The organism is Elusimicrobiota bacterium (genome assembly GCA_016706425.1).
GTDB lineage: Bacteria > Elusimicrobiota > Elusimicrobia > FEN-1173 > FEN-1173 > JADJJR01.
The window spans coordinates 1-21,021 of record JADJJR010000002.1 but is presented as its reverse complement, the minus strand read 5'-3'; the positions used below and the strand labels follow the sequence as shown (position 1 = coordinate 21,021).

Genomic DNA, 21,021 nt, shown 5'->3' with positions numbered 1-21,021 from the left:
CAACGATGACACTCGACCATGTGTGTGAGCGGGTACGGTTTTACGTCGGGCTCTGGAACGAATTGCCTGTCATCGCCCAGGGGGTTGTGGTTCTGATCGTGTCATTCGCTTGTTCGTTCGTGCTTGTCATCTTCTGGATGCTCCGGGGAACGATGGGGATTGATATTTGCAAGGCGTGCGGGCGCATGTGGGACGATACGGATCAAAGTTTTGTTGGTCAACAGGTGTTCGGTGATGCCGAACGCGGGCCGAATCTTTGCCCGGACTGTAAAGACAAGATGGTGGTGGAAGAACGCCGCCATTGGGACGCGCGGTCGTGACGGAATACCTGCACATCAGGCCCCGCGCGGGCGGGCACAACGACACGGGGCGGGCCAGCGATTGCCCATGCGAGCCGGAGATACGTTTGATCCACGGCGTTCCGTGGCTCCGGGTGGCTGTCCATCGCGGGGTCGGCGTGGCGCGGCTGGAAGCTGAACTGCGGATGCTGACCCACGCCTACAGAGTTTACGGAGGAGGAACGGATGCCTAAGTTTGGGAAACGGTCAAAGAAGGAACTGGCGACGGCGCACCCGGACCTACAACGGCTTTTCAATGCGGTCATCGAAAGAATCGACTGCGCCGTGATTTGCGGACACCGGGGACACGCCGACCAAGACAAGGCTTTCGCCGAAGGGAAGTCGAAGCTGGAATGGCCAAATAGCAAGCACAACAAGGTCCCGGCCCTGGCCGTCGATGTTGTGCCTTTTCCGATAGACTGGAACGACCTTGCCAGATTCGACGCCCTGGCAGCTGTTGTGAAGGCGGAGGCGAAGCGGCTTAATATCAAAGTGGAGTGCGGGATCGACTGGAAAAAGTTTCCGGATGCGCCGCATTACCAGATGCCAGGATGAACTTGGCTGAATGGTTTTTACGGAAGCTGGAGTCGGCGCGGTTTTCGTGGAGCATGACCTTGCCGACGTTTTCGAGGAGGAACGATGGGCCTAAAGGATTGGATCGTAAAAATAGCTGTCAAGAAATTGGCAAAGAAAATAAAACTACAGGAGGGCGTCATGGACAAAAAGAAATGGTATCTCTCGAAAACGCTGTGGTCAAACGTGGTGGTGGTTCTGATTGGGACTTATGAACTGGTGAAGGCGAACATTGTCCCAGGGCTTCCGGGGATTCCGCCCATCGTTCTGACGATTCTTGGGGCTCTTGGGATCTATTCCCGTGCAACGGCGACAAAGCAGATCGGCCTCTAAAAAGAAATCCCGCCGAAACCGGCAACCGTGTGGTTGTAGAACCCGCACGGAATGCCGGTCAATCGGCGGGGTTTTTTACATTAACTGCGCCAAAAAATAGTTTTCCGACGGTGTCCCGACGGTAGAATAGGGGGTTGAAAAGAAACCGAACCTATGGCATACTCAAGTCATGGGAAACCTCGAACGCCCATATAAAACGACACCCGACATTCTGCATTCGCGGAATGGCGGGTTAACTATTTCCCCATCGTGGTTCGAGGGTCGGGCAACCGACTTCCACGGTGGGGTTTCTTTTTGTGGTGAGAAGTTCGGAAAAATGACAATCATAGAACCAGTGCTTGTTCTCGTGAGTGGTAAGAAAACGGAACTTTGGCGCGGCGTGTGCGACTGCGGGAATGAAATTTTCAGGAGGTTAAGTAATTTCATCCGTGGAGATCACAAATCCTGTGGGTGTGAAAGATATAAAGGCAAACACGCGGTTCTTCGGAAAGCAAATCCTTCAGAATTTGTGTCTTGGTGCTGTATGATAAGAAGGTGTTTGAATGTGAAACACGAAAAATTCAAATACTATGGCGGACGGGGAATAAAAGTTTGCGCTCGATGGGAAGACTCGTTCGCTCTATTTTTAAGTGACATGGGGAAGAAACCGACACCGAGGCACACGATTGACAGGATTAATTGTAACGGAGATTATGAACCTTCGAATTGCAGATGGGCAACCCCGAAACAACAAGCGAAAAACAAACTCAAAACAGGAGGCCGTCATGTCTGAGCATATATTGCCTAACTGCATTCTCCGGGCCACGGTGGACGGGTACAAACGGTTGTACAACGCAACGGACTCGGTCGAGGAACGCCTTTCGCTCTGGCGGAAAGAAGCCCGGTTGAAAGCGGAGATGGAGAAGCGGGTCTGGAAAAACGACGAGCAAAACCGCAACTATGCACGGGCGTTGCTCAAATCGGGGGTGCGGCCATGATCTTCACACCCCAAGAAAACAACGACTTCGCCCGCGCCGAGTCCCGGTGGCTTACCCCGCCGGACGTTGCCGAACTTCCGCAACCGAAGGACAAGTGCGACTGTGGGCACATTGCCGACGACCACCACGGGGTCGCCATGCTCTGCTGGAAGCCAAACTGTGACTGTGGCGGGTTCGTCGTTCCGGGCAAGGCGCGGGATCGGTTCTTCTACGAAGACCTGAAAAACAACGGAGCCGACTGATGAGCCGGATAGCGATCCACCGGGATACCATGCCTTTCTGTTTCCAGTGCGGCTGGCGGCCTGTCCCGGAGAACGGAAGGCGGTGCCCGGCGTGTATCCGCCGTTCGCAACGCGGGAAGTGGAGCGAGGTGGCCAAGGTGGTCTACGCCCTGATCATTTCGGCTCTGCTGGCGATGGCGGCAAAGTGGGCTTTTGCGACGAACAAACAGATCTCGGCGGAGGCCGTAAGGGTGTCCCATTACAGCGAGGCCCGGGTGGCTACGGGACTTCAAAGCCACCCCTCCGCCCCATGTTGCAACACCGCGACCGCGCCGCACAAGCGCGGAGTGACCACGGGGTTCTCCTGCAGAGACACCGTGCGGAACCGGGCTGGACGCACACCGTCGGCCCGGAAGATTTAAAAAGCGCGAGCGGCGCATAAACGCAAAAGGAGAAGCAAATGGTCATGGTTAACGAAGGGGCTGGCAGTTTCGAGAATCCCGAACCGGGAAGCTACGCGGCGGTATGCAATCAGGTCATTGATTTAGGAACCCAAGAAGGTGAATATCAGGGCAACAAGATCAAGCGGCGGCAGGTAATTCTTGGGTGGGAACTGACCGAGAAGAATTCCAAGGGCGAACCGTTTCGTGTGAGTTCATTCTATACCGCGTCACTGTCCGAGAAATCAAAACTTCGGCCCATGCTTGAATCATGGCGCGGCGCGGCGTTCTCCACGGAAGAGTTGAAAGGGTTCCCTCTTTCAAAGCTGTTGGGGAAACCGTGCCTTGTATCCCTGATCTTGAACGAAAAACAGCGGATTCGAGTTTCCAGCGTTTCCAAGCTACCGAAGGGTATGCCCGCTCCGACCAACACGACTCCCATTGTCGACTTCGACTTGGACAAATACGACTCCATTGCGTTTTCAAAGCTGTCCCCCAAACTTCAGGACATGGTTAAAAAGTCTCCGGAATACGCCAAGGCGACGAGCGGCGGGCATGAGGTTGAGCCGGAACATGACGCCCAGGAGCCGGACGTTGAACCCGAGGCCGGATTCTGATGAAAAAGGAAATCGTCGATATCGACCCGGCGCGGGGGGTGTTCCGCGTTACGACGGACAACGAGCGGTTTTACATCCGCCCGTCGAAGAACAAGACGACCGGACTCCCGGACTACGAATACGCCCCGTCGGTGACATACATCACATCGTTCTACCCAAAGGGTCCACAGTTAACTAAGTGGATCGCCGAGCAGGGTGGGACGAAGCAGAGAAGAAAAACGGACGCCGGAGCGCGTGGGTCGCGTATCCATGCCGCCGTCGCCGCCTTGGTGGGTGGCGGAACCGTCACGCCGGACATGAAGTTTGACGGCGTGGAACTGGCGGTGGACGAATACGCCGCCGTCCTAAACTTTCGGGACTGGTTCGAGGCGACGCGGCCGGAAGTGTTGGGGTCGGAGTTTCTTATCTGGAACGACGAACACAACTACGCCGGGACGGTCGATCTCAAAGTCAAGATAAACGGAGAAGTTTGGGTTATTGACCTGAAAAGCTCAAAATCCGTCTATCCTGAATACGCTCTCCAGCTGTCCGCCTACAAGAAGTGCATCCCCGACGCCACGCGGATCGGGGTTTTGCAGGTAGGGTATACACGATCCAAAAGCGGCTGGAAGTTTACAGAGCTTGATGACAAGTTTGACGTTTTCCTGGCGACGAAGCGGGTGTTCGAGAATGAGACAGCGGGGGCCAAACCGCTTCAACGGGAGTTCCCGCTTTCCATCTCAATACGTCTACCGAAGGACGCGAAATAATGGAAGTCAGCGCCCCATACGACGGGGGTCTTGAAGGCGAGCTTTCAAGCCTTCCCGACCTTGTGGCGGACGCTCTGGCCGTTTGGAAGAAGGCCGAGGCCGATAAGCGGCGAGAGGCGGCTCGTCTTTACCTGATGTTCAAGGCGAAGCTTGCCGGACGTGAAACCACGGCGACGGAGTTGCGGGCAATGGTGGACAACGACGAGGGCTATTACATTATGTGCCTGGACTGCGTAACGGCTGAAAGCGCCCACGTCCGCCTCTATGAAAAGCTGATGGCCGCGAAGCGGGCGGCGTCGATGCGGGCGGCGTTCTGAATGAGCCAAAACGAAGCAATTCTTTGGCGATTAAAACGCGGCGATGTTCTGACCCCGATTGACGCTCTGAACGACCCGGAAATTCGGAGTATGCGCCTGGCCGCGAGGATCGGAGAATTGCTTGATATGGGTTATGACATTAGGAAAGCTAACCAAAAGACGGAGACCGGGAAGACGGTGACAGCCTACTATATGCCATCGAAGGAAAAGAACGGACAACTTGGTATGGGGTTCTAAGGGGGGTTGATGAACATCGAACATGGGCATCAGGTGGCTTTGGTGAACTGGTGGGCTCTGGAAGCGAACAGGCGGGGGATTGACGCCCGCACTTTGGTTGCCATTCCGAACCAAGGCCGAGCCGGTGGGTGGAGGCAAGCCCGGCGCGGGGCGTACATGAAGGCGGAAGGCCAGCGCGCGGGGATGCCTGATCTCGTCCTCTTCATCCCGGCCCAGGGGAACCACGGGATGGTGATTGAACTGAAGGCCCCATCCAAGACGGCCCGGCTGTCTCCGGCGCAAAACGAGATGATGAAAATCCTCTCTGGCCAGGGGTACGTCGCGGTTGTCGCCTGGGGGTGGGAAGACGCGAAGGACCAGATCTTGAGCTACCTGGGGGCGGCGCGATGAACCACGAAGGATTCCAAACATTGTTTGACGAAATAACGGCCCATGAACGCCAGACGCTCTGCGCCAAGGCCGGGGAATACGCATCCGGGCAGAACCGACTAGAGAACTTTTACGGTGGGGCCGCGATTGCCGGAACCACTCCGGGCGTCGCTCTTTGGGGGTATCTCACAAAACACCTCGTCTCATGCCGAGAAATTGCGAATGGCAAAAGAGTCAGCCGCGCCATGCTTCGTGAAAAGATCGGGGACGCCCGGAATTACCTTGTCCTCTTGGAGGCCCTGGTGATTGAACAGGGTCTTGCCGAGTGAAGCACCTCTTGGCCGACCTCTGGCTTTTGGTTATCGTCCCGGCTACGCCGTGGGCGGTTCTGGCGTGGTTTCTCTTGAGGGCCCGATGAGTTGCAACGGACTGCACCACTCGTGCCCGTGCCGGTCAGCGATGACCGAGGAAATGGAGGACGTTTTGCGGATCATGCTTATCGGACTGGACAACTACCGAAAGACGCTGACGCCGAGCGAGTGCAAAACCCTGCGGGGGTACGTACCATGTTTGGAATCGGCGGCGAGTGTTTTGAGGAGAATGGAAAAGGTTTGATTTACCTAGTTCATGGACGAAACAATTTGCCTGGGAGCGCGCTACCACCCAATCAGTGGAAAGCTATCTGGTGAAATTCCAGAACCAGGCTCCACTTTACCGACGGAGAAAAAAAACTTGACATTGCTCCAAAAGAATAATATTTTATGAGTGTAAGTCATAGCCGACTGGAACGGCTCTCGCCTGCAAAAAGATCCTCTTGTGGGGTCTGGGACGTGTGCAGGCGCACATTCCAGCCCAGATTCCACAAGGGGATTTTTATTTCCCGGATCACGTCGGGATTCACAAATAGCGTGGTTGAGGTTGTAACGGCTTCCGAAACCGAACAATAGCCGTCCGCGAAAGGGGCAGGGCTCTGGAAGGGGCATTCACAAGAGTGGTCCTTCCAGTGCCCGTAGGCAGGGAACAAGCGAACCCTCCCACCTACACGCCCCCTACAGCGGGGTCGGGAACATGCCAAACCTACCGCCGAGGGGAGCCCCGGGGCGGAGTAAGGGTCGGCCTTAATGTTCCGTCAGAGGCGATAAATCTTTGAACCCCGACCTACTGGGTTCGCAAAAAACGATGTGTGACGATTTGTGACGATGTGTGACATTACCGTCGAAGGATTTGTGACATTTAGTGAAAACGCCCAGTGGTTTTTTAACACTTCAGCAGGTTGCTTTTTTGCTCTCCCTGCGTAGAGAAACACTTTGCCGGTGGGTTAGGTGCGGGCGGATTAAGTCGTGGAAGCCTGGAAAGGTTCGCTACATAGCCCTGGATGATGTTAAAAAATTTCTATGAACTTCGACGAATTCATCGCGGCCCTAAAAGCCCGCCGTCCGGAATGGTTCGCCGCAAACGCACAAAACCGCCCCCAGGAGCCTGTGGCGGTAAAGAAGGCCCCGGAGGTCGTGAAGATGGAAAACGTGCCACAGACCACCCCGAAACCCCCTGCCGCTGATGCGGTAGAGGATGGTTGGGACGGGGTGGAAGTGGTGGAGAGCGATGAGTCGGACAACTGGTGGGACCGTTGATGGAACCGATGGACTTGAAGCCGGGGATGGTCGTTCAGCTTCGGCCGGAATACCAGCCGGACGTGTTCGGCGGCGCGTTCATGGTGGTGACGGAACCGAAGCCGTGGGGAGCGCAAGGGTATTGTCACTGCCTCAAGGGGCGATCCGTTGCCTATATACGGCCCAAGTGGGCGGATATGGAGTTGATTGGAATGGCGGCGTGGCTCGCAAAGATAAAATAAAAGGAGAATGAAATGAAAGTTTCTAACCAGCACGGCGACTTGTTGCTTGTTTCGGTTGTGTGTGTTCCCAAAGGGGCGAAGGAAATAAAGGCCGTCAAAGGGTTTGTCTTGGAGCGTGGGGAAGGTGTCCACACGCACATCCTTGAGGACGTAGAGGGAGTCATGCTCTTTGAACACAACGGTGACATTTACGTCCGCGTCGAAAAATCGGCCAGGATCAACCACGAGGAACACGGGATACAGACGCTGAAACCTGGTATTTATAAGAAGGCGATTGAACGTGTTTACGACTACGAAACCGAAGAAACTCGAAATGTCATCGACTGAGGTGTGGACTATGAAAATTGTTCGAACTCCGACGCGAGCCTCGGGAGGCATTACGTCAGAAGAGAAAATGCGGATGGGTGCGCTTGTTGAAAAGTGGAAATCCATCGCTTTTAAAACGGGGCGGTGCGACGTTACAAAGATCACGGACGCTATCGAAAGGCTCTACGCTTCTGCGGGTTTAAAAAAGCCGCGTGTTGTTGTGGTTCCGTCCCCCTTCGTGATGGCTTGTGCCTACGGGGTGGCTTCCTGTTGGTGGGCCTTGCGTGGTAAGCTTAAATCCGTCGAAGCCACCGCCTCCGACACCGAAGCCGCCACCCGCGCCGCCACATTCGACGCCACCGACGCCGCCACCGACGCCACCGACGCCGCCACCGACGCCGCCACATTCGACGCCACTCGCGAAGCTACCGTCGCCGCCACCCGTGCCGCCACCCGTGCCGCCACCTTCGACGCCACTGCCGCCGCCACCGACGCCGCCACCCGCGTCGCCACCGACGCCGCCACCCGCGCCGCCACATTCGACGCCACCGACGCCGCCACCAACGCCGCCACATTCGACGCCACTCGCGAAGCTACCGTCGCCGCCACCCGTGCCGCCACCAACGCCGCCACCCGCGCCGCCACATTCGACGCCACCGACGCCGCCACATTCGACGCCACATTCGACGCCACCGACGCCGCCACATTCGTCGCCACCCGCGACGCCACCGACGCCGCCACCCGCGCCGCCACATTCGACGCCACCGACGCCGCCACCGACGCCACCGACGCCGCCACCAAACAAAAAAAAGACTGGTTGGTTTATCTCGCTAAGAAGTTTGTAGGGGCTCGTTTTCGGGCAGCTCTTGAGGGAGTAAAAAAGTGGGCCGATGTGTACCAAGGTGGAAACATGTGGGCGATGTTACCCTGTTACGTCGAGGCCATGCGGGACGTGATCGGCCTTACAGGGCTCCCGGTTTGGGAACAGTACAAGGCGTGGGAGGACGCGGCGACCTACGGTGGTTTCCGTGTCATGCACGAAAAGTTTTGCATCGTATCTGACTTCCCCGAGGTGCTTAAAACAGACTCGAGGGGAAGGGCGCACTGCGCAACCGGTCCATCCCACCGGTGGCGCGACGGTTTCGAGATTTACCACCTAAACGGCATTCGTGTTCCAAAGTGGCTCGTTATGACCGATGCCGGGAAGATCGACCCGATGCTTGCGCTCAACGAAAAGAACGTCGATGTTCAGCGTGAAATAATCCGGAAAATTGGCGCGGAGAGGATGCTAAAGGCGGTCGGAGCAAAGACAGTTGATACCTTCGTGGACTGCCACACAAAGGGCGGGAACGTCTACGAACTAAAAGAGCTTCTTGTTGGGCAGATCAGCCGAAAGTACCTTTACTACGAACACGCCTCGGTTCCTGGATACTGGTATGCACAGGCCGTCCCCCTAACACTAAACGGGCGATTCACGCCCGCGCGTGGATTCTTGGGATGGACTCTCCGGAACAGAAGACCGATGAGGAAATCCGCGCGTTCCTTCCAGAGGTGGTGTCATGACCGACCGTGAAGGGGGGAGGAATGACTGACGATAAGGTTATTTGCCCATTTTGCGGTGGCGACCAATTTGCCCACATCATTATTGGGAATAGGATTTTTTGGTGCGAGGAGGCAAAATGACCGATAAGAGCGAGGGGCCGACTAATCCTTACGGGCATGAGGACTGCGACGATATATCCGGGTGTGGGGACAAGTGCAAGATTTCCGCGTGGGACAATGGCTACGCCGCCGGGTTCAAGGCGGGGCTGGAACGGAAACCCAAAAAGCCAACAGAACGAAAGGACATCATCGTCGGGTGTCCTGGGCAGAAGAACCTTGACGAATGGGGCAGAGTGATACAAATCTGCCCGGTCTGCGGTCGCGTGGATGTTTCCAAGAACGATGGACATGAACCGGGGTTTTACAGCTCCGAGGATTAATCATGACCGACCGTGCGCGGAATGGGGGGAGGAAATGATGCTCCTAGATCTTGTTGTGCGCGTGGATATTGTTGGCCTTCTTGTAGGTTTTTTGATTGGGCTTGTACTTATAGCGGCCCTGGAAATTCTGTTATCTAGCAGGGGGGATAAATGAAAGTTAAAATCCGGCTGGATTGGCGAAAGGTTTGGAACTCCGTAACTTTTTGTGGGAGACAAAGCTGTCACTCGCTCTGCCGACACGAACAAGGCTCTATAAAAAGGGCCGTAGAAAAGCAGTTAAAAGGGGCGGGGCGGTTTCTATCGGCCATATTGGGGGACAAATGACCAAAAGTCATGCGACGTTGAGGGAGTTTTTTAATGACGCAATAAGTTTTGTTTTTGGTCCGAGGAGAGACGAGCAGGACATAATGGATGAATTGTGGAACTCAGGGATGCGGCCAAGTTTTTTCATGCCGACCGCGACTGCAGAGTTCTCGACTGCTGACGGTGTTTCACACTGCGAAGAAATCGAGGGTGTTTTCCCGTCGGTTATTCGCCGAGGTGTTTACAGAACGGCCGATGTTGTTGCCGGGGATGGGGATATCCCAACCCGACATGATGATTCTTCTTTCGTCAGAACATACCGGCATGTTAACACCCGTAAAACAGGAACCTATACTCTTGTTTTTCACGAGGTTTTAAATGACCGACCGTGAGCCGTTTGCTGAGATCTTTCATAACCTCAGCGGTTCCGAAAATGATCGTGGATATTCACTGATCTTTGATGGAACTGTTGTCCCTGCCCTTCTGACAAAGATGGATGCGGAGGACAGGGCATACATTATCAACGCCGCCTTCAACAAGAGGCTGGACGAGGAGATTGCGAAGGTGGAAAGGCTTCGCTTCGTGCTGAAAGAATTGCACGCCTTAGTGTGGGGTGAGGCTCCCTCGCTTCTATGCGAAGATTCTGGGGGGGATGCACTGCTCGATTGTAAAATCCTGGAGGTGTTGGAGCCATGACCGTAAAAGAACTTATCCAAGCCCTTCTCGACGAAGATTTAGATAACGATGTGGTAATCGAAGTCGCTGGATCGTTTTGGGGGATCGTTCCCGTTGACGGGATTTCTGCGGTTTCTTCGCAAAGGAAAAGCAGAACGGTTTTGGCCCCCCGATGCCGATCTAATGCTCAAGCCATGACCCGCCCCAAGAAGCCGCCGTTAAAGAGGTCGTAACGAAAGCCGTGGAGGAGTTCCGGGAGAGGGGGAAATAAAATGACCAAAAATAATGCGATGAACCACGTCTCGTTTCATCTTGGGGTGGGCAGATTTTCAGGCATCGAGTATTGCGATGTGTGTGGGTACTCTAAACAGTTCATTGCTGCGACGAAAATGCCGTGTAGGAGAAAAAACGGTCCGCGATCGAAAAGCTTTGACAGGCCCACGGCTTAGGCCATTGCGGGGCGCGGATGGGACACCCACACCCACCGCCGTTTGCCAGGGGCATTTATGCTCGCTGGCATCGAATGGGTTACCGGAACGAAGGCCATCGGGAGAACCGATCTGTTAAACGCCTGCCCCACGTTACGGGGCAAGATTTGACGGCGGTGTGGAAGGACACACAACGGAATGACCTAAACGAATGGGCGCGTGGACGCTGTTGTCAGAGTGCGGTCGTTCACAGAGCCGGTATCAAGCCCGGCCCGTCAAATAAGCACGGGCAAGTTAAACGCAGCCTCTGCGCAGACGATGGATCTGCGAGTCATCACAAGCCGTGGACCCGCGGTTTGTGCGTCAGCCCCACGTTACGGGGCAAGATTTGCCGGGGAAAAGCCGTGCCACGGACGCTTAGATCGACACCGGGGCGGTTTCCTTGACTGGATACCCGGCTCCATTTTGAAGGAGGCGTAACGATGAAAAGTTCCACAAACAAAGGCACCAAGACGATCTTCGTCGTCGAAGGTAAGTGGGGGGAATCGTACCGATGGGTTTTCGGCGATGCGTTCGAGACCCGAGAGAAGGCAAAAGAATTTTCCAACAACTACGTTCGGCACTGGCCCGGTCACAGGCTCCGCATAGTGCAATTCAGCAGATTAAGTGTTCTCGAAAGCGTATCTGCGGAATGAAAAAGGCCAAATACCCCGAGTGGATCTGCTCGTCCTGCGCCGAACAGAACGGAGGAAAGATGCCGGAAACCCACCTCGCCTGTTGGCACGTTGACGAATGTGGGGTATGCGGGCACATAAAGACCGTGACACAGCCCAGGGATTTCGGGTATCCAAAGATAAAGAAAAGGACGGTGTAATGGAACCAGCACAAGCATGGGTAGGCCGATCCGAGGTCAGTGGGTGGACATTTGTCGATCTCCGTGGTTCAAACAAGCACCTGGTCTGCCAGCAGTGCGATAAACGCGGCCAAGAGATGTTCGTAAAGTACGTCACCGTACAGGCCAACGGCAACAGTTCCGCCCTGGTGGTCTCCGTCCGCGATGGCGGGTGCCTTCCCCACAACGGGGACGATGTGGGGGGCTCCGTTGGGGAACAGGAACTGGAAGGGCTTTCCCGAGACAGGAGGAAACCGCAAAAATGCCACAAAGTAGATCCGCGCCATCCGCTTGGACGTTCGAACCAGAACCCTCAAGAATGCACACCCCATGCGATACCTGCCACAAAATCCGTCAAGGCATGTTCTACAAGCTAATCCGCCACCCTTCCGGGGCCTACAGTACCACTAAAGCCCAATGCGGTCCCTGCCTTTACCGCAAAGACAACGAAAAGCCGGGTTCAAAAAAAGGGGGGCGAAACCCAATATGCGATACTGGAAAAACTACAACGATTGGAAAATAGTCACCCTCATCGATCAGGGGCACTCCCCAAAAGAAGTGGCAAGAGACCTAAGCATCAGCGTCTGGACAGTTTACCGCGCCAACAAGCGTTTTGTTCCACGTGGAAATGCGCCAAAAACTGCCAATCAAAAGGTTTGCAAGAACTGCGGAGCCCATGTAGAATTTAACTAGGCGATAGGCCCCACGGAGGGGTCTTGTCGCCATTTTTGTTTAAGCCTATCGCCCATCCCTGCCGCGCTGAAAAGCGTTGCAGGGATCAATTTTTTCCACAATGAATAACCAGAACCTTCGCCCAATCCCTAAAGAGAAAGTTGGAAGAGGTGGCCCTCGTCCCGGTTCGGGTAGGAAGCCGTTGGCGGCTACCGTGCTGAAAGAGAGGCTCGGCGATTACGCCGATGACGCAATCAAGGCTTTCAAATTTTGCTCTGAATTGATGAACGATCCGACGGCGGAAAAGAACGTGAGGCTTGCCGCCGCGCGTGAAGTGATGGACAGACTATGGGGGAAATCCACCCAACAGGTTGAACACAGCGGTGAAATAAGTGGGCGCATCGTCGTGGTGCGAGCGTGATTGAAGTTAAGAACATTGAAGAAGCAAAAGTAACAGACGCCGATAAAGTTTTCCACCTCTTAAAGCCGCAGGACAATTTCATATTTTCCGGAAGCTCGGTTCCCAGCCTATGTGGGCGCGTGGGGCACTGGTAAATCGTTTGCTGGCATTCAACGGGCGATGATCCTTTCCGAAGAGAGCCCGAAGAACCTTGGCGTTATCTTCCGACGGGAATATACGGATTTGCGTGATTCCACTTGCAAAGATTTTGAGAAGTATACGGGTGTTAAGATTTCTTCCGAGCGGTCTGTGGAGTTCCCGAACAAATCAGAAATCCTGTTTCGTCACCTCGAAGAAATTCACGGCGTTGTTCAAAACATGAACCTGGGGTGGTTCTGGATTGAGCAGGCGGAAGAACTTGAAACCGATGAGACGTTCAACGTCCTACGCGGCCGATTGCGCCGGGACGTTAAACGAAGAACGGGATTTTTAACGGCAAACACGAACGGGAATAACTGGATTTACCGAACGTGGAAAGTTGGATCGGACAAAGACTACGACCTTCACGAAGCAACAAGTTTCGACGCCGAGAAATATCTGCCTGCGGACACGATAGCCGATTGGAAAAAGCTGGAACAGTCGTCCCCGAAGATTTACCGACGTTTTGTACTCAATTCGTGGGAAGAGTCTGACACCTCCGACATTATTATTCACCCGGATTGGGTGGAGAAGGCCAAGAAACGCGACCTCATTACGCACGTTCCATTTCGACGCATCGTCTCGTGTGATGTGGCGCGTTACGGCGACGATAAGACGGTCGTTTACGCCATTGAGAACGGGAAGGTGTTGGACAAGGCGTCTTGGGAGAAGAAGGACACGATGGAGACGGTGGGGCGGTTGTTGATGTTCGCGCACAAGAACGGCGCGATTGGCAGTTTTGCCATTGACGAGATTGGAGTCGGCGGCGGTGTTGTGGATCGATTGCGTGAGCTTGGGCACCACGTTATCCCGGTTAATGCGTCCGAGCGCGTGGAGGGTGGTGGGTATTATAACCGCCGAGCCGAGATCTACGGGAAGGGCGCTGACATGTTCCGTGACGGGTTCGTTCAGATGCTTTCCAACGATTCGGAGGCCACCGAAGAGCTTTGTTGGGCGAAGTACAAGGAAGTGAAGTCGTCAGGCGAGTTCAAGGTTGGAAGCCAAGGAAGACATTAAGAAACGGTACGGCCGGTCCCCTGACCACGCGGACGCTTTGCTGATTGGGTTGTGGGCGATGGGGCAAGCGAAAGTTCACTCGAAGGTTGATCAGTACGAGTTGCGGCGGGCCGCAAAGGTTAGTGAAAACCCAGTGGGGGTTTTGGGATGAGCTACGGAAAAGAAAAAGATTTAAATTGCGATCGTTCGATCAAAGACCTGCAACGGGCTTACCGGGACAAATCGAAGTTGATAAAGCGGGAAAAAGAGGATTTTCTTTGGTGCCTTGGTAAGCAGTGGACTGACGAAGATCTTGCCAATTTGGCCCAGGCCGGGATCAAGCCGGTGACGGACAACCGGATTCAGGCAAACCTTTTCCTTTTGACCGGGCTTGAGAGGCAGAACCGAACCGATTTCAAAGCGTTTCCGGAGGGGCAAGAGGACGACATTAAGGCGGAGATTGCAACAGGGTTGTTTAAACACGCAATCAAGACAAGCGATTTCGGTGCCAAATCGTCCGACCAGTTCAAAGACGGGGCAACGTGCGGGGAATCGTTCCTTGAAATGTATCTGGACAACACAGAGAACATCCTAAACGGAAAGCCGTGCTGGAAAAAGCTAGACGGTGCGGTTGTTTTGATTGATCCCGATTCGAGGGAGTACGACCTCACAGACGCCAAATACGTTTACAAGCTAAGCATTGACCTGTGCGAGGACGCTGTTGTCGCTCTTTACCCGGAAAAAGAGAAGCAGATTTGCGACATGAACGGGGCCAAGCTCGATTATGGCATGGGCGACGATGCCAACCACGTCCAACGGGAGGATTACGGAAAGAGCGGCGGGGACACGATGGGCCTTCCAGAAGAAAAGACCTACGACCTCATTGAGCGGTATTACAAGAAATGGGTCAAGCACTATTTCATTGGCGACCGTGAGACCGGTGAGATAACGGAAGCAAAGGACAAAGAGGCGGCGCAGTCGTTTATTGATAGCTATGTTGGCCAAATCGAAAGCGATGATGCCGTGTACCAGTCCGGCGTTGTCACCGCGTCCGTAACCGGCCAGCAACCCCCAATGGCACCACCCAAGCGCAACCCGGATCGGTTCACCATCATTGAGCGCAAAGTTCCCGAAATCTGGTTGTTTGCGCATTTGCCTGGCATGAGCGAACCATTGGCGAACGAACGCGCCTGGTTCTATCCGAAGTGGAAGTCCTACCCTTTTATCCCCTACTACGCACGGTTCTCGACGGCTCCGCTGACTGGCGAAGACCGCCACCTCCTGGTGCAGGGAATCGTGCATGGCGTGAAAGACGCGCAGGAACGGCATAACAAAGCCTCGACGTTGATGCTTCGCCACCTCAATACGTCGTCCAACAGTGGTTGGTTAACAGAAGAGGACGCATGGGTGGACCGTGCGCAAGTGCAAAACTTCGGGTCCGCGCCCGGCGTGAACCTTGAATACAAGCAGGGCCGACAGAAGCCGGAACGGATCTATCCGACGCCCTTGTCGCAGGGCCACGCGGCGCTGACGGCGGAGAGTGCCGAAGACATCAAGGCACAGCTTGGGATTAACGCTGACTTGCTGGCATCGCAGGAGGGTGGTGCGGAATCAGGACGTGCCATCGCCTTGCGCCAAAAACAAGGTCTTCTGATGGTTCAGGAATTGTTCGACAACCTGTCCAGGACGCGGCAGATCGCAGGTCGTTTCCTGTTATCGCAGTTGGGCGAGATTTACGACACAGAGACAGCGAAAAATGTTTTAGGACAAGCGTTTCTTGAAAAGAGTTTTCCGCCTCTGATGCTGGCGAATCCTCAAACGGGTCAACCCGAACCGATGACGGACGAAGATGGTCAACCCATGAGCTATGACGACGGCATGGCGGAAGTTGCAATCGCCGAAGTGCTGAAAGGCGATCTGTGGAAATACGACGTCAACGTGGGCGAATCCGTGTCCAGCGAGACGATTCGGATGGCACAGATGGCGGAATTGAAAGAGTTTGCGGCTGCGTACCCAGGCCTTATTCCTCCCGAGGTTTTGATCGATCAGAGCCAGTTGCCACGGGAGACGAAGGAACGGGTCACGCAGTCAATTAAACAAGCGCAGGCGGCGGCCATGTCTGGACCCGTTGGCCCTGCGAATCCAGGAGGAAACAATGCCCCCAAGGGTTGGCGTAAAATACGGCGCAAGACGCGCCGGTGGAATCGAAAGAAATTCAAACAGTTCAGGCGATCGAGCCTGTGAAAGTGGAAAAACCTGTTTCAACGGTGGACCGGGTCGCAGGGACTGTTTATCCGCCCGAAATCGAGAAATCGCGTGAAGTTCTAAAGCACCCGATTGCGCCAGGCCAGGCGTTTTTTGAAGCACCTGACGGGTTTGTGATTGTGGGAGAAGACAGCAGGGACCGCGCGTTTTATCGTGCCGGGAACAACGGAAAAGGGTTGTGGATCAACAGGATGCGAGGTTAACGCCATGAGCGAAAATACAACGGAAACCATCGAACTGACGGCTCCCGAGGTTGCGAATGTTGAAGTCGAATCGAAACCGACGCGCGAGGTTTTGAAAGAGCGCGGATGGACGAAAGATGAACTGGACGCCGCCGAGAAGCGCGGGATGGTGGCAAAAGAAGAAGTGAAGGAAGAAAAGAAAGAACCAGTCCAGGAAGTTGTTGAACCGAAGGAAGAGCCTAAGGCAGAAGAGAAGGTTGAAGAAGAGGTGCAGGAAAAGAAACCGACCGGTTTACCCGATTTTACGTTTAAGACGCCGGAGCAGGAAAAGGCGTGGGCTGACGCTTTTGGGCCTGGGACGCCGCAACGCGGTCTTTATTTCAGGATGAAAAGTGAACGGCGCGAACGCCAAAAGATCGAGGCTGAACGTGACCTCCTTGCGCGCGAGGTTGAAGAGTTGCGGGCGCGGACAAATCCAGCGGTTAAGAGTTCGGAATCGGAAGGTGATATGGCGTCCCTTCTGTCTGACGAGACTGGCGGAGAAGAAGACAAACCTTTGACGTTGCGGCAATTAAAAGAAATGGAAGCGAAGAAAGCCAAAGAAGAGCAGGAAATGACGGCGCGGCAGGTTCGGTTAACGGAGGTTCACCGAGAGCAAGAAGAGTACGCGCGGACTGTATACCAAGATTTTGACGACGCTGTTGTCCGGGCGCGTGAAGTGATGCAAAACCTGGACGAAGTTGTGCCTGAAAAATGGAGACAGTCAAAGGTTGTAAAGTTAATGAAAGATTTGCAGGTGGCTGCACGAGAGGCGGATAAGTTGGGTCCAGACGATTACAACGCGGCTCATATCGCCTACGAAATCGCGCAGTACCACCCCGATCACGGAAGCCAAAGGCTGAAAAACCCGAAAAGGCGAACGGGGGCCATACGCCCGAAGCGATGAAGCGCATAGAACAAAACACCCAAAGACGCGCGTCCAGCGCGAGCGTGGCATCTGGTTCTGGATCAAGAACCATCTCTGTTGACGAGATCGGCCTTAAAGAACTCAATGCCATGACTTCCGTTGAACGTTGGAAGTTCCGGGAAAAACACCCGGACCGCTACGAGCGGATCGTCCGAGGGTAAAACCTAAAGGAGACGAACAATGGCTAATACTGTAAGCATTGACGCGCTTCGTCAAGAGCTATGGTCAAAAGAGCTTCTTGATGACGTGATGAAAGATGTTGAAAACGTGACCCGGTTCATGGGCGAAGGTGCCGACAACGTGATCCAGGTGTCCCGCGACCTAGAGAAATCCAAAGGCGACCAGCAGACGTTTGGTTTGGTGGCGCGTTTGGGTGGCGACGGCGTGACCGGCGACGATGAGTTGGAAGGCAACGAAGAGTCGATGAGCAGCTATGCGGAAGTGGTCGCTATCGACCAAATCCGTAATGCTGTGCGTCTGACGGGTCGGTTGGACAACCAGAAGGTCGTGTACGATCAAATCGGCAAAGCTAAAGAGAACCTGCGCGTGTGGATGAAAGAGTTCATCGCCCGCCAGATTTTCTTGAAACTTGGCGGCGTGACCAACACGACCCTTGTCGATACCAATGGCAAAGTCATTGGTGGTCGCGCGTTGTGGTCCAACACGGCTGACTTCATTCCCGATGCGGACGAAGCGGCTGGCGTCGGTGCGCGGTATCTGTGCGCCGAAACGACCGGGACGGACGGGCTTGCTGATGCGGACATCATGACTCTTGACTTGGTGACCAAAGCGGCGACTCTGGCGAAACTCGCGGAACCGAAGATCCAACCCTTGAGCGTTGGCGGGGATGACTTCTATGTCATGTACCTGCACCCTCTCTCGGCGCGCGATATTCGGATGTCCAGCGACTGGAAAACGGCGGTTGAAAACGCGCAGATGCGTGGCGACAAAAACCCCGTGTTCCGTGGCGCGTTGGGCTTTTGGTCCAACGTGTTGCTCCTGGAAAACGAGTACGTGCCTTGGCTGGACATTTCGGTCTCTGGCAACTCGTTCCGTGGCGCGGCTGTCGGTACGGACTGCGCGGCCGACTGTGCGCGTAACTTGCTTGTTGGTCGTCAGGCGATCCTGATGGCCCAGGCGTCCAGCAAAGACGCCCTTGTGGTCGAGAACTTCGATTACAAGAACAAGGAAGGCGTTGCCGGAAACTTCATCGGTGGCCTGCAGAAGACGATGTTTAACTCCAAGGAATTTGGGGTTATCGCCGTCGACGCCGCCGCGAAGCTCTAAGGAGAGATCACATGGCCGCTATTACTGGAACCTTGAGCAAACGGACGGAGTTCGCTGGCGACTACAAGATGTTGGTTGTCACCTGCGTTCCCACGTCCGCTTCGGATACCGTGACGCTGACGGCTGCGACGCACGGGATCACCGAAATCGCCGCTGTTATTCCCTTTGATTACTGCGGGGAACGATGCGGCGTTGCAGACTGCCTACGCGAGCGTGAGCGGGTTGGTTATCACCCTGACCACTGCCGCCTCGGGTGGCACTGCCGCGACCGACTGGACCGGGGCGACTGTTGCCCTGATCGTCATTGGTCGTTAAATGAATTGACTGTACTCCGGCGTATATCCGGAGCGAGAGGGTGGAATGCCCTCTCAAATTTGATTGAGAGGTGAGCAATGGGCGTTGTTCGGCGCGGTAACGGGTACGGTGTCCGGCAAGTGTTCGACCCCGTGGAGCGTATGTGGACGTTCCAGTCACCTGAAATTGTTACCGAGCCCATGAAGTCCGCGATGGTCAAGAACGTGCTGGGCGTACAGAACGGGAGGCGGGTTGACTGCCTCCGAAAGTTTGGACCTGGTCCGAGAAACGACGCTTTTCTTGACTCGATCAGGGCCTTGGAAGAGGGACGATACCGTGTTGTGGTGTCGAACCGAGACAATGAGGTTTTTGCATTCAAGCAGACAGTAGGAACGGGGAAGGCTTTTAGCCTCCCGACAGGAGGCTGACAATGGCACAGACGTTTAACTTGCATTGCGCGGGCGTGGCTTTTGCCGCTACCAAAAACATGGCGGCGGTTCTGAACGGACACGCGACGGAAGTTTTGAAGATTCGGGAAGCCGGTCTGTCGAACGCACAGACGGCGGCGGTCACGGGCGTGGTGTGCCAGATGGAGTGTCGTTTATACACGGGGACCGCAACGCTGACAACCCCGACGGCGGTCACGCCGGTTTCTTTGACACGACGAACAGCGCTCCGACGACGGCGACGTATGGTCACGCCGGGACCATCGGGGGGACCGCGAACACGCTGGATACGTGGATTTGGTCTTCTGACGAAGCGGCGGCGTCCACGGCGACTTCCGACGAGCTGGAATGCTTCTTGCCCTTGAACAAAGTTTATCAATGGATTCCACATTCCGACATTCAGCCGATCACGTTGCGGCAAGACAAGATGTTTATGCTTTACAACGTTTCCGGCGCTGCGGGACTGTTGCACAGCCGGATTCTTTTCACGAAGGAGTAAGACATGGCGACGTTGGCCGATATTTCGGGGACAGCCGGGGCGGATTATAACGAACGTGGCAAAACGGCCGAGCGGCATTTATGTGTCTTTTGGGCACAAAACCTACGCCGCCGCCGTAGACGCGGCTCGTGAAGGGCAACCGCTTGCCGCTGATGAGATCGCTGACGATTGGGTGGTTGCCGAGGCTCCTGATGGAAACATTCCGCCTACACGACGAAGTTAAGTGGGCTTTCTCTATAGAAATGCCCACAACGGCTGTTACCGCCATCCTTACCCGACGCATGTGTCGACGTTGGCGCTGTTTAACAAAACGGGGAGCGGTAAGTTGGTTCGTGTTCGGCAAATCAAAGCGGAACGGGGGTTGGCGCAGACGACCACCACGGCGTTGGAACCAACATTGCCCTGAAAAGGATCACGGCGCACACGGTGACGGACGAGATCATGCCAGCATACACCATCGACACCAATAACGCGGACCTGCCTTCGCAGGTTGTGATGTGTCGGCGACCGGCGGCGATCACGACCACGGGGACGGCCATTGACACACTGTGCGCTGTCCCGTGCGCAAACGAGACGCGGGCGTTGGGGTCGTTCTCGTCGCGGATGGGCCTGTCTGATCTTCACGACATTGTAAACCAATGGAGTGGCGGATCTGGCGACGCGCAAAAGATCGTCTTACGCGAAGGGGAGGGGATCGCCCTTGACACGGCGGGCGTGACGAACGCTTACCCCATCGGATACCTGTGTGAGTGTCCGAGTCGTTTCGACCGGGGCCTGTTATCGGTACAAGTTTCATTGTTACATTTCTCCGTTGCCTTTTTTGAGTTTTATGAACGGGAGCGGCTCCGGTGTTGTTTGGAAGTTTTCCGCGTGACGCCCGCGAATCGGGACGTGACGTACTGCCGCAGGTGACCGTGGAGCTGATCGACAGCATTGATGAAACAAGGGTATACGGCAAACGGCGGACCCATTTGATACCGCGAACAGCCTGACGCGAACATTGTCGTTCGCGGGAACGTGAAAGTGATCAGCGGACGGGAGCAAACGGGGAGCCTTTATCGTGATCCCTCACCATGCGTATAAGGCTGGGGCCGATGGGGGTTGGTCCTGGCCTGGCTGGTTTCCATCCACAGGTGCAAGACGTGGCACCACACTTGCAGCCGTTCGGTGGGCGTCATCCACATGACAGCCTCATTACGATATCTG

The 21,021-nt window shown here is 55.1% G+C and carries 29 protein-coding genes; all 29 read left to right on the top strand.

The annotated features are described in order from the left end of the window. Window positions 1–5 precede the first annotated feature (5 nt). The gene (locus tag IPI56_10715; GenBank protein MBK7546193.1) at window positions 6–320 is read left to right on the top strand and encodes a hypothetical protein; all 315 of its coding nucleotides are present in this window, start codon (window positions 6–8) and stop codon (window positions 318–320) included. 204 nt (window positions 321–524) lie between these two features. Then, window positions 525–893: a M15 family metallopeptidase gene (locus IPI56_10710; GenBank protein ID MBK7546192.1), complete on the top strand. Its 369-nt coding sequence runs from the start codon at window positions 525–527 to the stop codon at window positions 891–893. Between the two features lie 84 nt (window positions 894–977). After that, a complete protein-coding gene (locus tag IPI56_10705; GenBank protein MBK7546191.1) occupies window positions 978–1,244 on the top strand; it encodes a hypothetical protein in 267 nt (88 codons plus the stop codon). 764 nt (window positions 1,245–2,008) lie between these two features. Beyond that, a complete protein-coding gene (locus IPI56_10700) occupies window positions 2,009–2,221 on the top strand; it encodes a hypothetical protein (protein ID MBK7546190.1) in 213 nt (70 codons plus the stop codon). Then, window positions 2,218–2,463: a hypothetical protein gene (locus tag IPI56_10695; protein ID MBK7546189.1), complete on the top strand. Its 246-nt coding sequence runs from the start codon at window positions 2,218–2,220 to the stop codon at window positions 2,461–2,463. The genes IPI56_10700 and IPI56_10695 overlap by 4 nt, the downstream gene beginning before the upstream one ends. Before the next feature lie 439 nt (window positions 2,464–2,902). Continuing rightward, window positions 2,903–3,499 carry a hypothetical protein gene (locus tag IPI56_10690; protein MBK7546188.1) on the top strand — a complete coding sequence of 199 codons (597 nt, stop codon included), beginning with the start codon at window positions 2,903–2,905 and terminating at the stop codon, window positions 3,497–3,499. Continuing rightward, the gene (locus IPI56_10685) at window positions 3,499–4,248 is read left to right on the top strand and encodes a hypothetical protein (GenBank protein ID MBK7546187.1); all 750 of its coding nucleotides are present in this window, start codon (window positions 3,499–3,501) and stop codon (window positions 4,246–4,248) included. Before IPI56_10690 ends, IPI56_10685 begins: the two co-directional genes overlap by 1 nt. Continuing rightward, window positions 4,248–4,565 (top strand): hypothetical protein, encoded by a 318-nt coding sequence (locus IPI56_10680; GenBank protein ID MBK7546186.1) that lies wholly within the window; start codon window positions 4,248–4,250, stop codon window positions 4,563–4,565. The genes IPI56_10685 and IPI56_10680 overlap by 1 nt, the downstream gene beginning before the upstream one ends. Next, a complete protein-coding gene (locus IPI56_10675) occupies window positions 4,566–4,802 on the top strand; it encodes a hypothetical protein (GenBank protein MBK7546185.1) in 237 nt (78 codons plus the stop codon). It begins immediately after the preceding gene. Window positions 4,803–4,811: 9 nt separating this feature from the next. Continuing rightward, entirely contained in the window at window positions 4,812–5,192 is a 381-nt protein-coding gene (locus IPI56_10670) for a VRR-NUC domain-containing protein (GenBank protein ID MBK7546184.1), read from the top strand. Then, entirely contained in the window at window positions 5,189–5,500 is a 312-nt protein-coding gene (locus IPI56_10665; protein MBK7546183.1) for a hypothetical protein, read from the top strand. Before IPI56_10670 ends, IPI56_10665 begins: the two co-directional genes overlap by 4 nt. 85 nt (window positions 5,501–5,585) lie before the next feature. Next, window positions 5,586–5,786, top strand: a complete 201-nt coding sequence (locus tag IPI56_10660) for a hypothetical protein (protein ID MBK7546182.1) — start codon at window positions 5,586–5,588, stop codon at window positions 5,784–5,786. A gap of 621 nt (window positions 5,787–6,407) precedes the next feature. Continuing rightward, window positions 6,408–6,569, top strand: coding sequence for an excisionase family DNA-binding protein (locus IPI56_10655; protein ID MBK7546181.1), 162 nt, complete (start codon window positions 6,408–6,410; stop codon window positions 6,567–6,569). Beyond that, entirely contained in the window at window positions 6,566–6,802 is a 237-nt protein-coding gene (locus IPI56_10650; protein MBK7546180.1) for a hypothetical protein, read from the top strand. The genes IPI56_10655 and IPI56_10650 overlap by 4 nt, the downstream gene beginning before the upstream one ends. After that, the gene (locus tag IPI56_10645; protein ID MBK7546179.1) at window positions 6,802–7,023 is read left to right on the top strand and encodes a hypothetical protein; all 222 of its coding nucleotides are present in this window, start codon (window positions 6,802–6,804) and stop codon (window positions 7,021–7,023) included. Before IPI56_10650 ends, IPI56_10645 begins: the two co-directional genes overlap by 1 nt. Window positions 7,024–7,035: 12 nt before the next feature. Next, window positions 7,036–7,350: a hypothetical protein gene (locus tag IPI56_10640; protein ID MBK7546178.1), complete on the top strand. Its 315-nt coding sequence runs from the start codon at window positions 7,036–7,038 to the stop codon at window positions 7,348–7,350. Next, window positions 7,304–8,902, top strand: a complete 1,599-nt coding sequence (locus IPI56_10635; protein ID MBK7546177.1) for a hypothetical protein — start codon at window positions 7,304–7,306, stop codon at window positions 8,900–8,902. Before IPI56_10640 ends, IPI56_10635 begins: the two co-directional genes overlap by 47 nt. 106 nt (window positions 8,903–9,008) lie before the next feature. Beyond that, the gene (locus IPI56_10630; GenBank protein ID MBK7546176.1) at window positions 9,009–9,311 is read left to right on the top strand and encodes a hypothetical protein; all 303 of its coding nucleotides are present in this window, start codon (window positions 9,009–9,011) and stop codon (window positions 9,309–9,311) included. A 173-nt stretch (window positions 9,312–9,484) separates the two neighbouring features. Beyond that, window positions 9,485–10,006 carry a hypothetical protein gene (locus IPI56_10625; GenBank protein MBK7546175.1) on the top strand — a complete coding sequence of 174 codons (522 nt, stop codon included), beginning with the start codon at window positions 9,485–9,487 and terminating at the stop codon, window positions 10,004–10,006. Further along, entirely contained in the window at window positions 9,993–10,310 is a 318-nt protein-coding gene (locus IPI56_10620; protein ID MBK7546174.1) for a hypothetical protein, read from the top strand. The genes IPI56_10625 and IPI56_10620 overlap by 14 nt, the downstream gene beginning before the upstream one ends. 1,785 nt (window positions 10,311–12,095) lie before the next feature. Further along, the gene (locus tag IPI56_10615; GenBank protein MBK7546173.1) at window positions 12,096–12,302 is read left to right on the top strand and encodes a helix-turn-helix domain-containing protein; all 207 of its coding nucleotides are present in this window, start codon (window positions 12,096–12,098) and stop codon (window positions 12,300–12,302) included. Between the two features lie 193 nt (window positions 12,303–12,495). Continuing rightward, window positions 12,496–12,702: a hypothetical protein gene (locus IPI56_10610; GenBank protein ID MBK7546172.1), complete on the top strand. Its 207-nt coding sequence runs from the start codon at window positions 12,496–12,498 to the stop codon at window positions 12,700–12,702. A gap of 111 nt (window positions 12,703–12,813) precedes the next feature. Next, entirely contained in the window at window positions 12,814–13,896 is a 1,083-nt protein-coding gene (locus tag IPI56_10605; protein ID MBK7546171.1) for a hypothetical protein, read from the top strand. Between the two features lie 147 nt (window positions 13,897–14,043). Further along, a complete protein-coding gene (locus tag IPI56_10600; protein ID MBK7546170.1) occupies window positions 14,044–16,119 on the top strand; it encodes a hypothetical protein in 2,076 nt (691 codons plus the stop codon). Continuing rightward, window positions 16,074–16,343, top strand: a complete 270-nt coding sequence (locus IPI56_10595) for a hypothetical protein (GenBank protein ID MBK7546169.1) — start codon at window positions 16,074–16,076, stop codon at window positions 16,341–16,343. The genes IPI56_10600 and IPI56_10595 overlap by 46 nt, the downstream gene beginning before the upstream one ends. Before the next feature lie 4 nt (window positions 16,344–16,347). Next, window positions 16,348–17,268 (top strand): hypothetical protein, encoded by a 921-nt coding sequence (locus IPI56_10590; protein MBK7546168.1) that lies wholly within the window; start codon window positions 16,348–16,350, stop codon window positions 17,266–17,268. 201 nt (window positions 17,269–17,469) lie between these two features. Further along, window positions 17,470–18,576 (top strand): N4-gp56 family major capsid protein, encoded by a 1,107-nt coding sequence (locus IPI56_10585; GenBank protein ID MBK7546167.1) that lies wholly within the window; start codon window positions 17,470–17,472, stop codon window positions 18,574–18,576. A gap of 888 nt (window positions 18,577–19,464) precedes the next feature. Then, entirely contained in the window at window positions 19,465–19,815 is a 351-nt protein-coding gene (locus IPI56_10580) for a hypothetical protein (protein ID MBK7546166.1), read from the top strand. A gap of 223 nt (window positions 19,816–20,038) precedes the next feature. Next, window positions 20,039–20,221, top strand: a complete 183-nt coding sequence (locus IPI56_10575) for a hypothetical protein (GenBank protein ID MBK7546165.1) — start codon at window positions 20,039–20,041, stop codon at window positions 20,219–20,221. Window positions 20,222–21,021 lie beyond the last annotated feature (800 nt).

Bases quoted from the DNA above. Each gene is read 5' to 3' on its own strand.
- IPI56_10715 (MBK7546193.1), top strand. From the start codon at position 6: ATGACACTCGACCATGTGTGTGAGCGGGTACGGTTTTACGTCGGGCTC.
- IPI56_10710 (MBK7546192.1), top strand. From the start codon at position 525: ATGCCTAAGTTTGGGAAACGGTCAAAGAAGGAACTGGCGACGGCGCAC.
- IPI56_10705 (MBK7546191.1), top strand. From the start codon at position 978: ATGGGCCTAAAGGATTGGATCGTAAAAATAGCTGTCAAGAAATTGGCA.
- IPI56_10700 (MBK7546190.1), top strand. From the start codon at position 2,009: ATGTCTGAGCATATATTGCCTAACTGCATTCTCCGGGCCACGGTGGAC.
- IPI56_10695 (MBK7546189.1), top strand. From the start codon at position 2,218: ATGATCTTCACACCCCAAGAAAACAACGACTTCGCCCGCGCCGAGTCC.
- IPI56_10690 (MBK7546188.1), top strand. From the start codon at position 2,903: ATGGTCATGGTTAACGAAGGGGCTGGCAGTTTCGAGAATCCCGAACCG.
- IPI56_10685 (MBK7546187.1), top strand. From the start codon at position 3,499: ATGAAAAAGGAAATCGTCGATATCGACCCGGCGCGGGGGGTGTTCCGC.
- IPI56_10680 (MBK7546186.1), top strand. From the start codon at position 4,248: ATGGAAGTCAGCGCCCCATACGACGGGGGTCTTGAAGGCGAGCTTTCA.
- IPI56_10675 (MBK7546185.1), top strand. From the start codon at position 4,566: ATGAGCCAAAACGAAGCAATTCTTTGGCGATTAAAACGCGGCGATGTT.
- IPI56_10670 (MBK7546184.1), top strand. From the start codon at position 4,812: ATGAACATCGAACATGGGCATCAGGTGGCTTTGGTGAACTGGTGGGCT.
- IPI56_10665 (MBK7546183.1), top strand. From the start codon at position 5,189: ATGAACCACGAAGGATTCCAAACATTGTTTGACGAAATAACGGCCCAT.
- IPI56_10660 (MBK7546182.1), top strand. From the start codon at position 5,586: ATGAGTTGCAACGGACTGCACCACTCGTGCCCGTGCCGGTCAGCGATG.
- IPI56_10650 (MBK7546180.1), top strand. From the start codon at position 6,566: ATGAACTTCGACGAATTCATCGCGGCCCTAAAAGCCCGCCGTCCGGAA.
- IPI56_10645 (MBK7546179.1), top strand. From the start codon at position 6,802: ATGGAACCGATGGACTTGAAGCCGGGGATGGTCGTTCAGCTTCGGCCG.
- IPI56_10640 (MBK7546178.1), top strand. From the start codon at position 7,036: ATGAAAGTTTCTAACCAGCACGGCGACTTGTTGCTTGTTTCGGTTGTG.
- IPI56_10630 (MBK7546176.1), top strand. From the start codon at position 9,009: ATGACCGATAAGAGCGAGGGGCCGACTAATCCTTACGGGCATGAGGAC.
- IPI56_10620 (MBK7546174.1), top strand. From the start codon at position 9,993: ATGACCGACCGTGAGCCGTTTGCTGAGATCTTTCATAACCTCAGCGGT.
- IPI56_10615 (MBK7546173.1), top strand. From the start codon at position 12,096: ATGCGATACTGGAAAAACTACAACGATTGGAAAATAGTCACCCTCATC.
- IPI56_10600 (MBK7546170.1), top strand. From the start codon at position 14,044: ATGAGCTACGGAAAAGAAAAAGATTTAAATTGCGATCGTTCGATCAAA.
- IPI56_10590 (MBK7546168.1), top strand. From the start codon at position 16,348: ATGAGCGAAAATACAACGGAAACCATCGAACTGACGGCTCCCGAGGTT.
- IPI56_10585 (MBK7546167.1), top strand. From the start codon at position 17,470: ATGGCTAATACTGTAAGCATTGACGCGCTTCGTCAAGAGCTATGGTCA.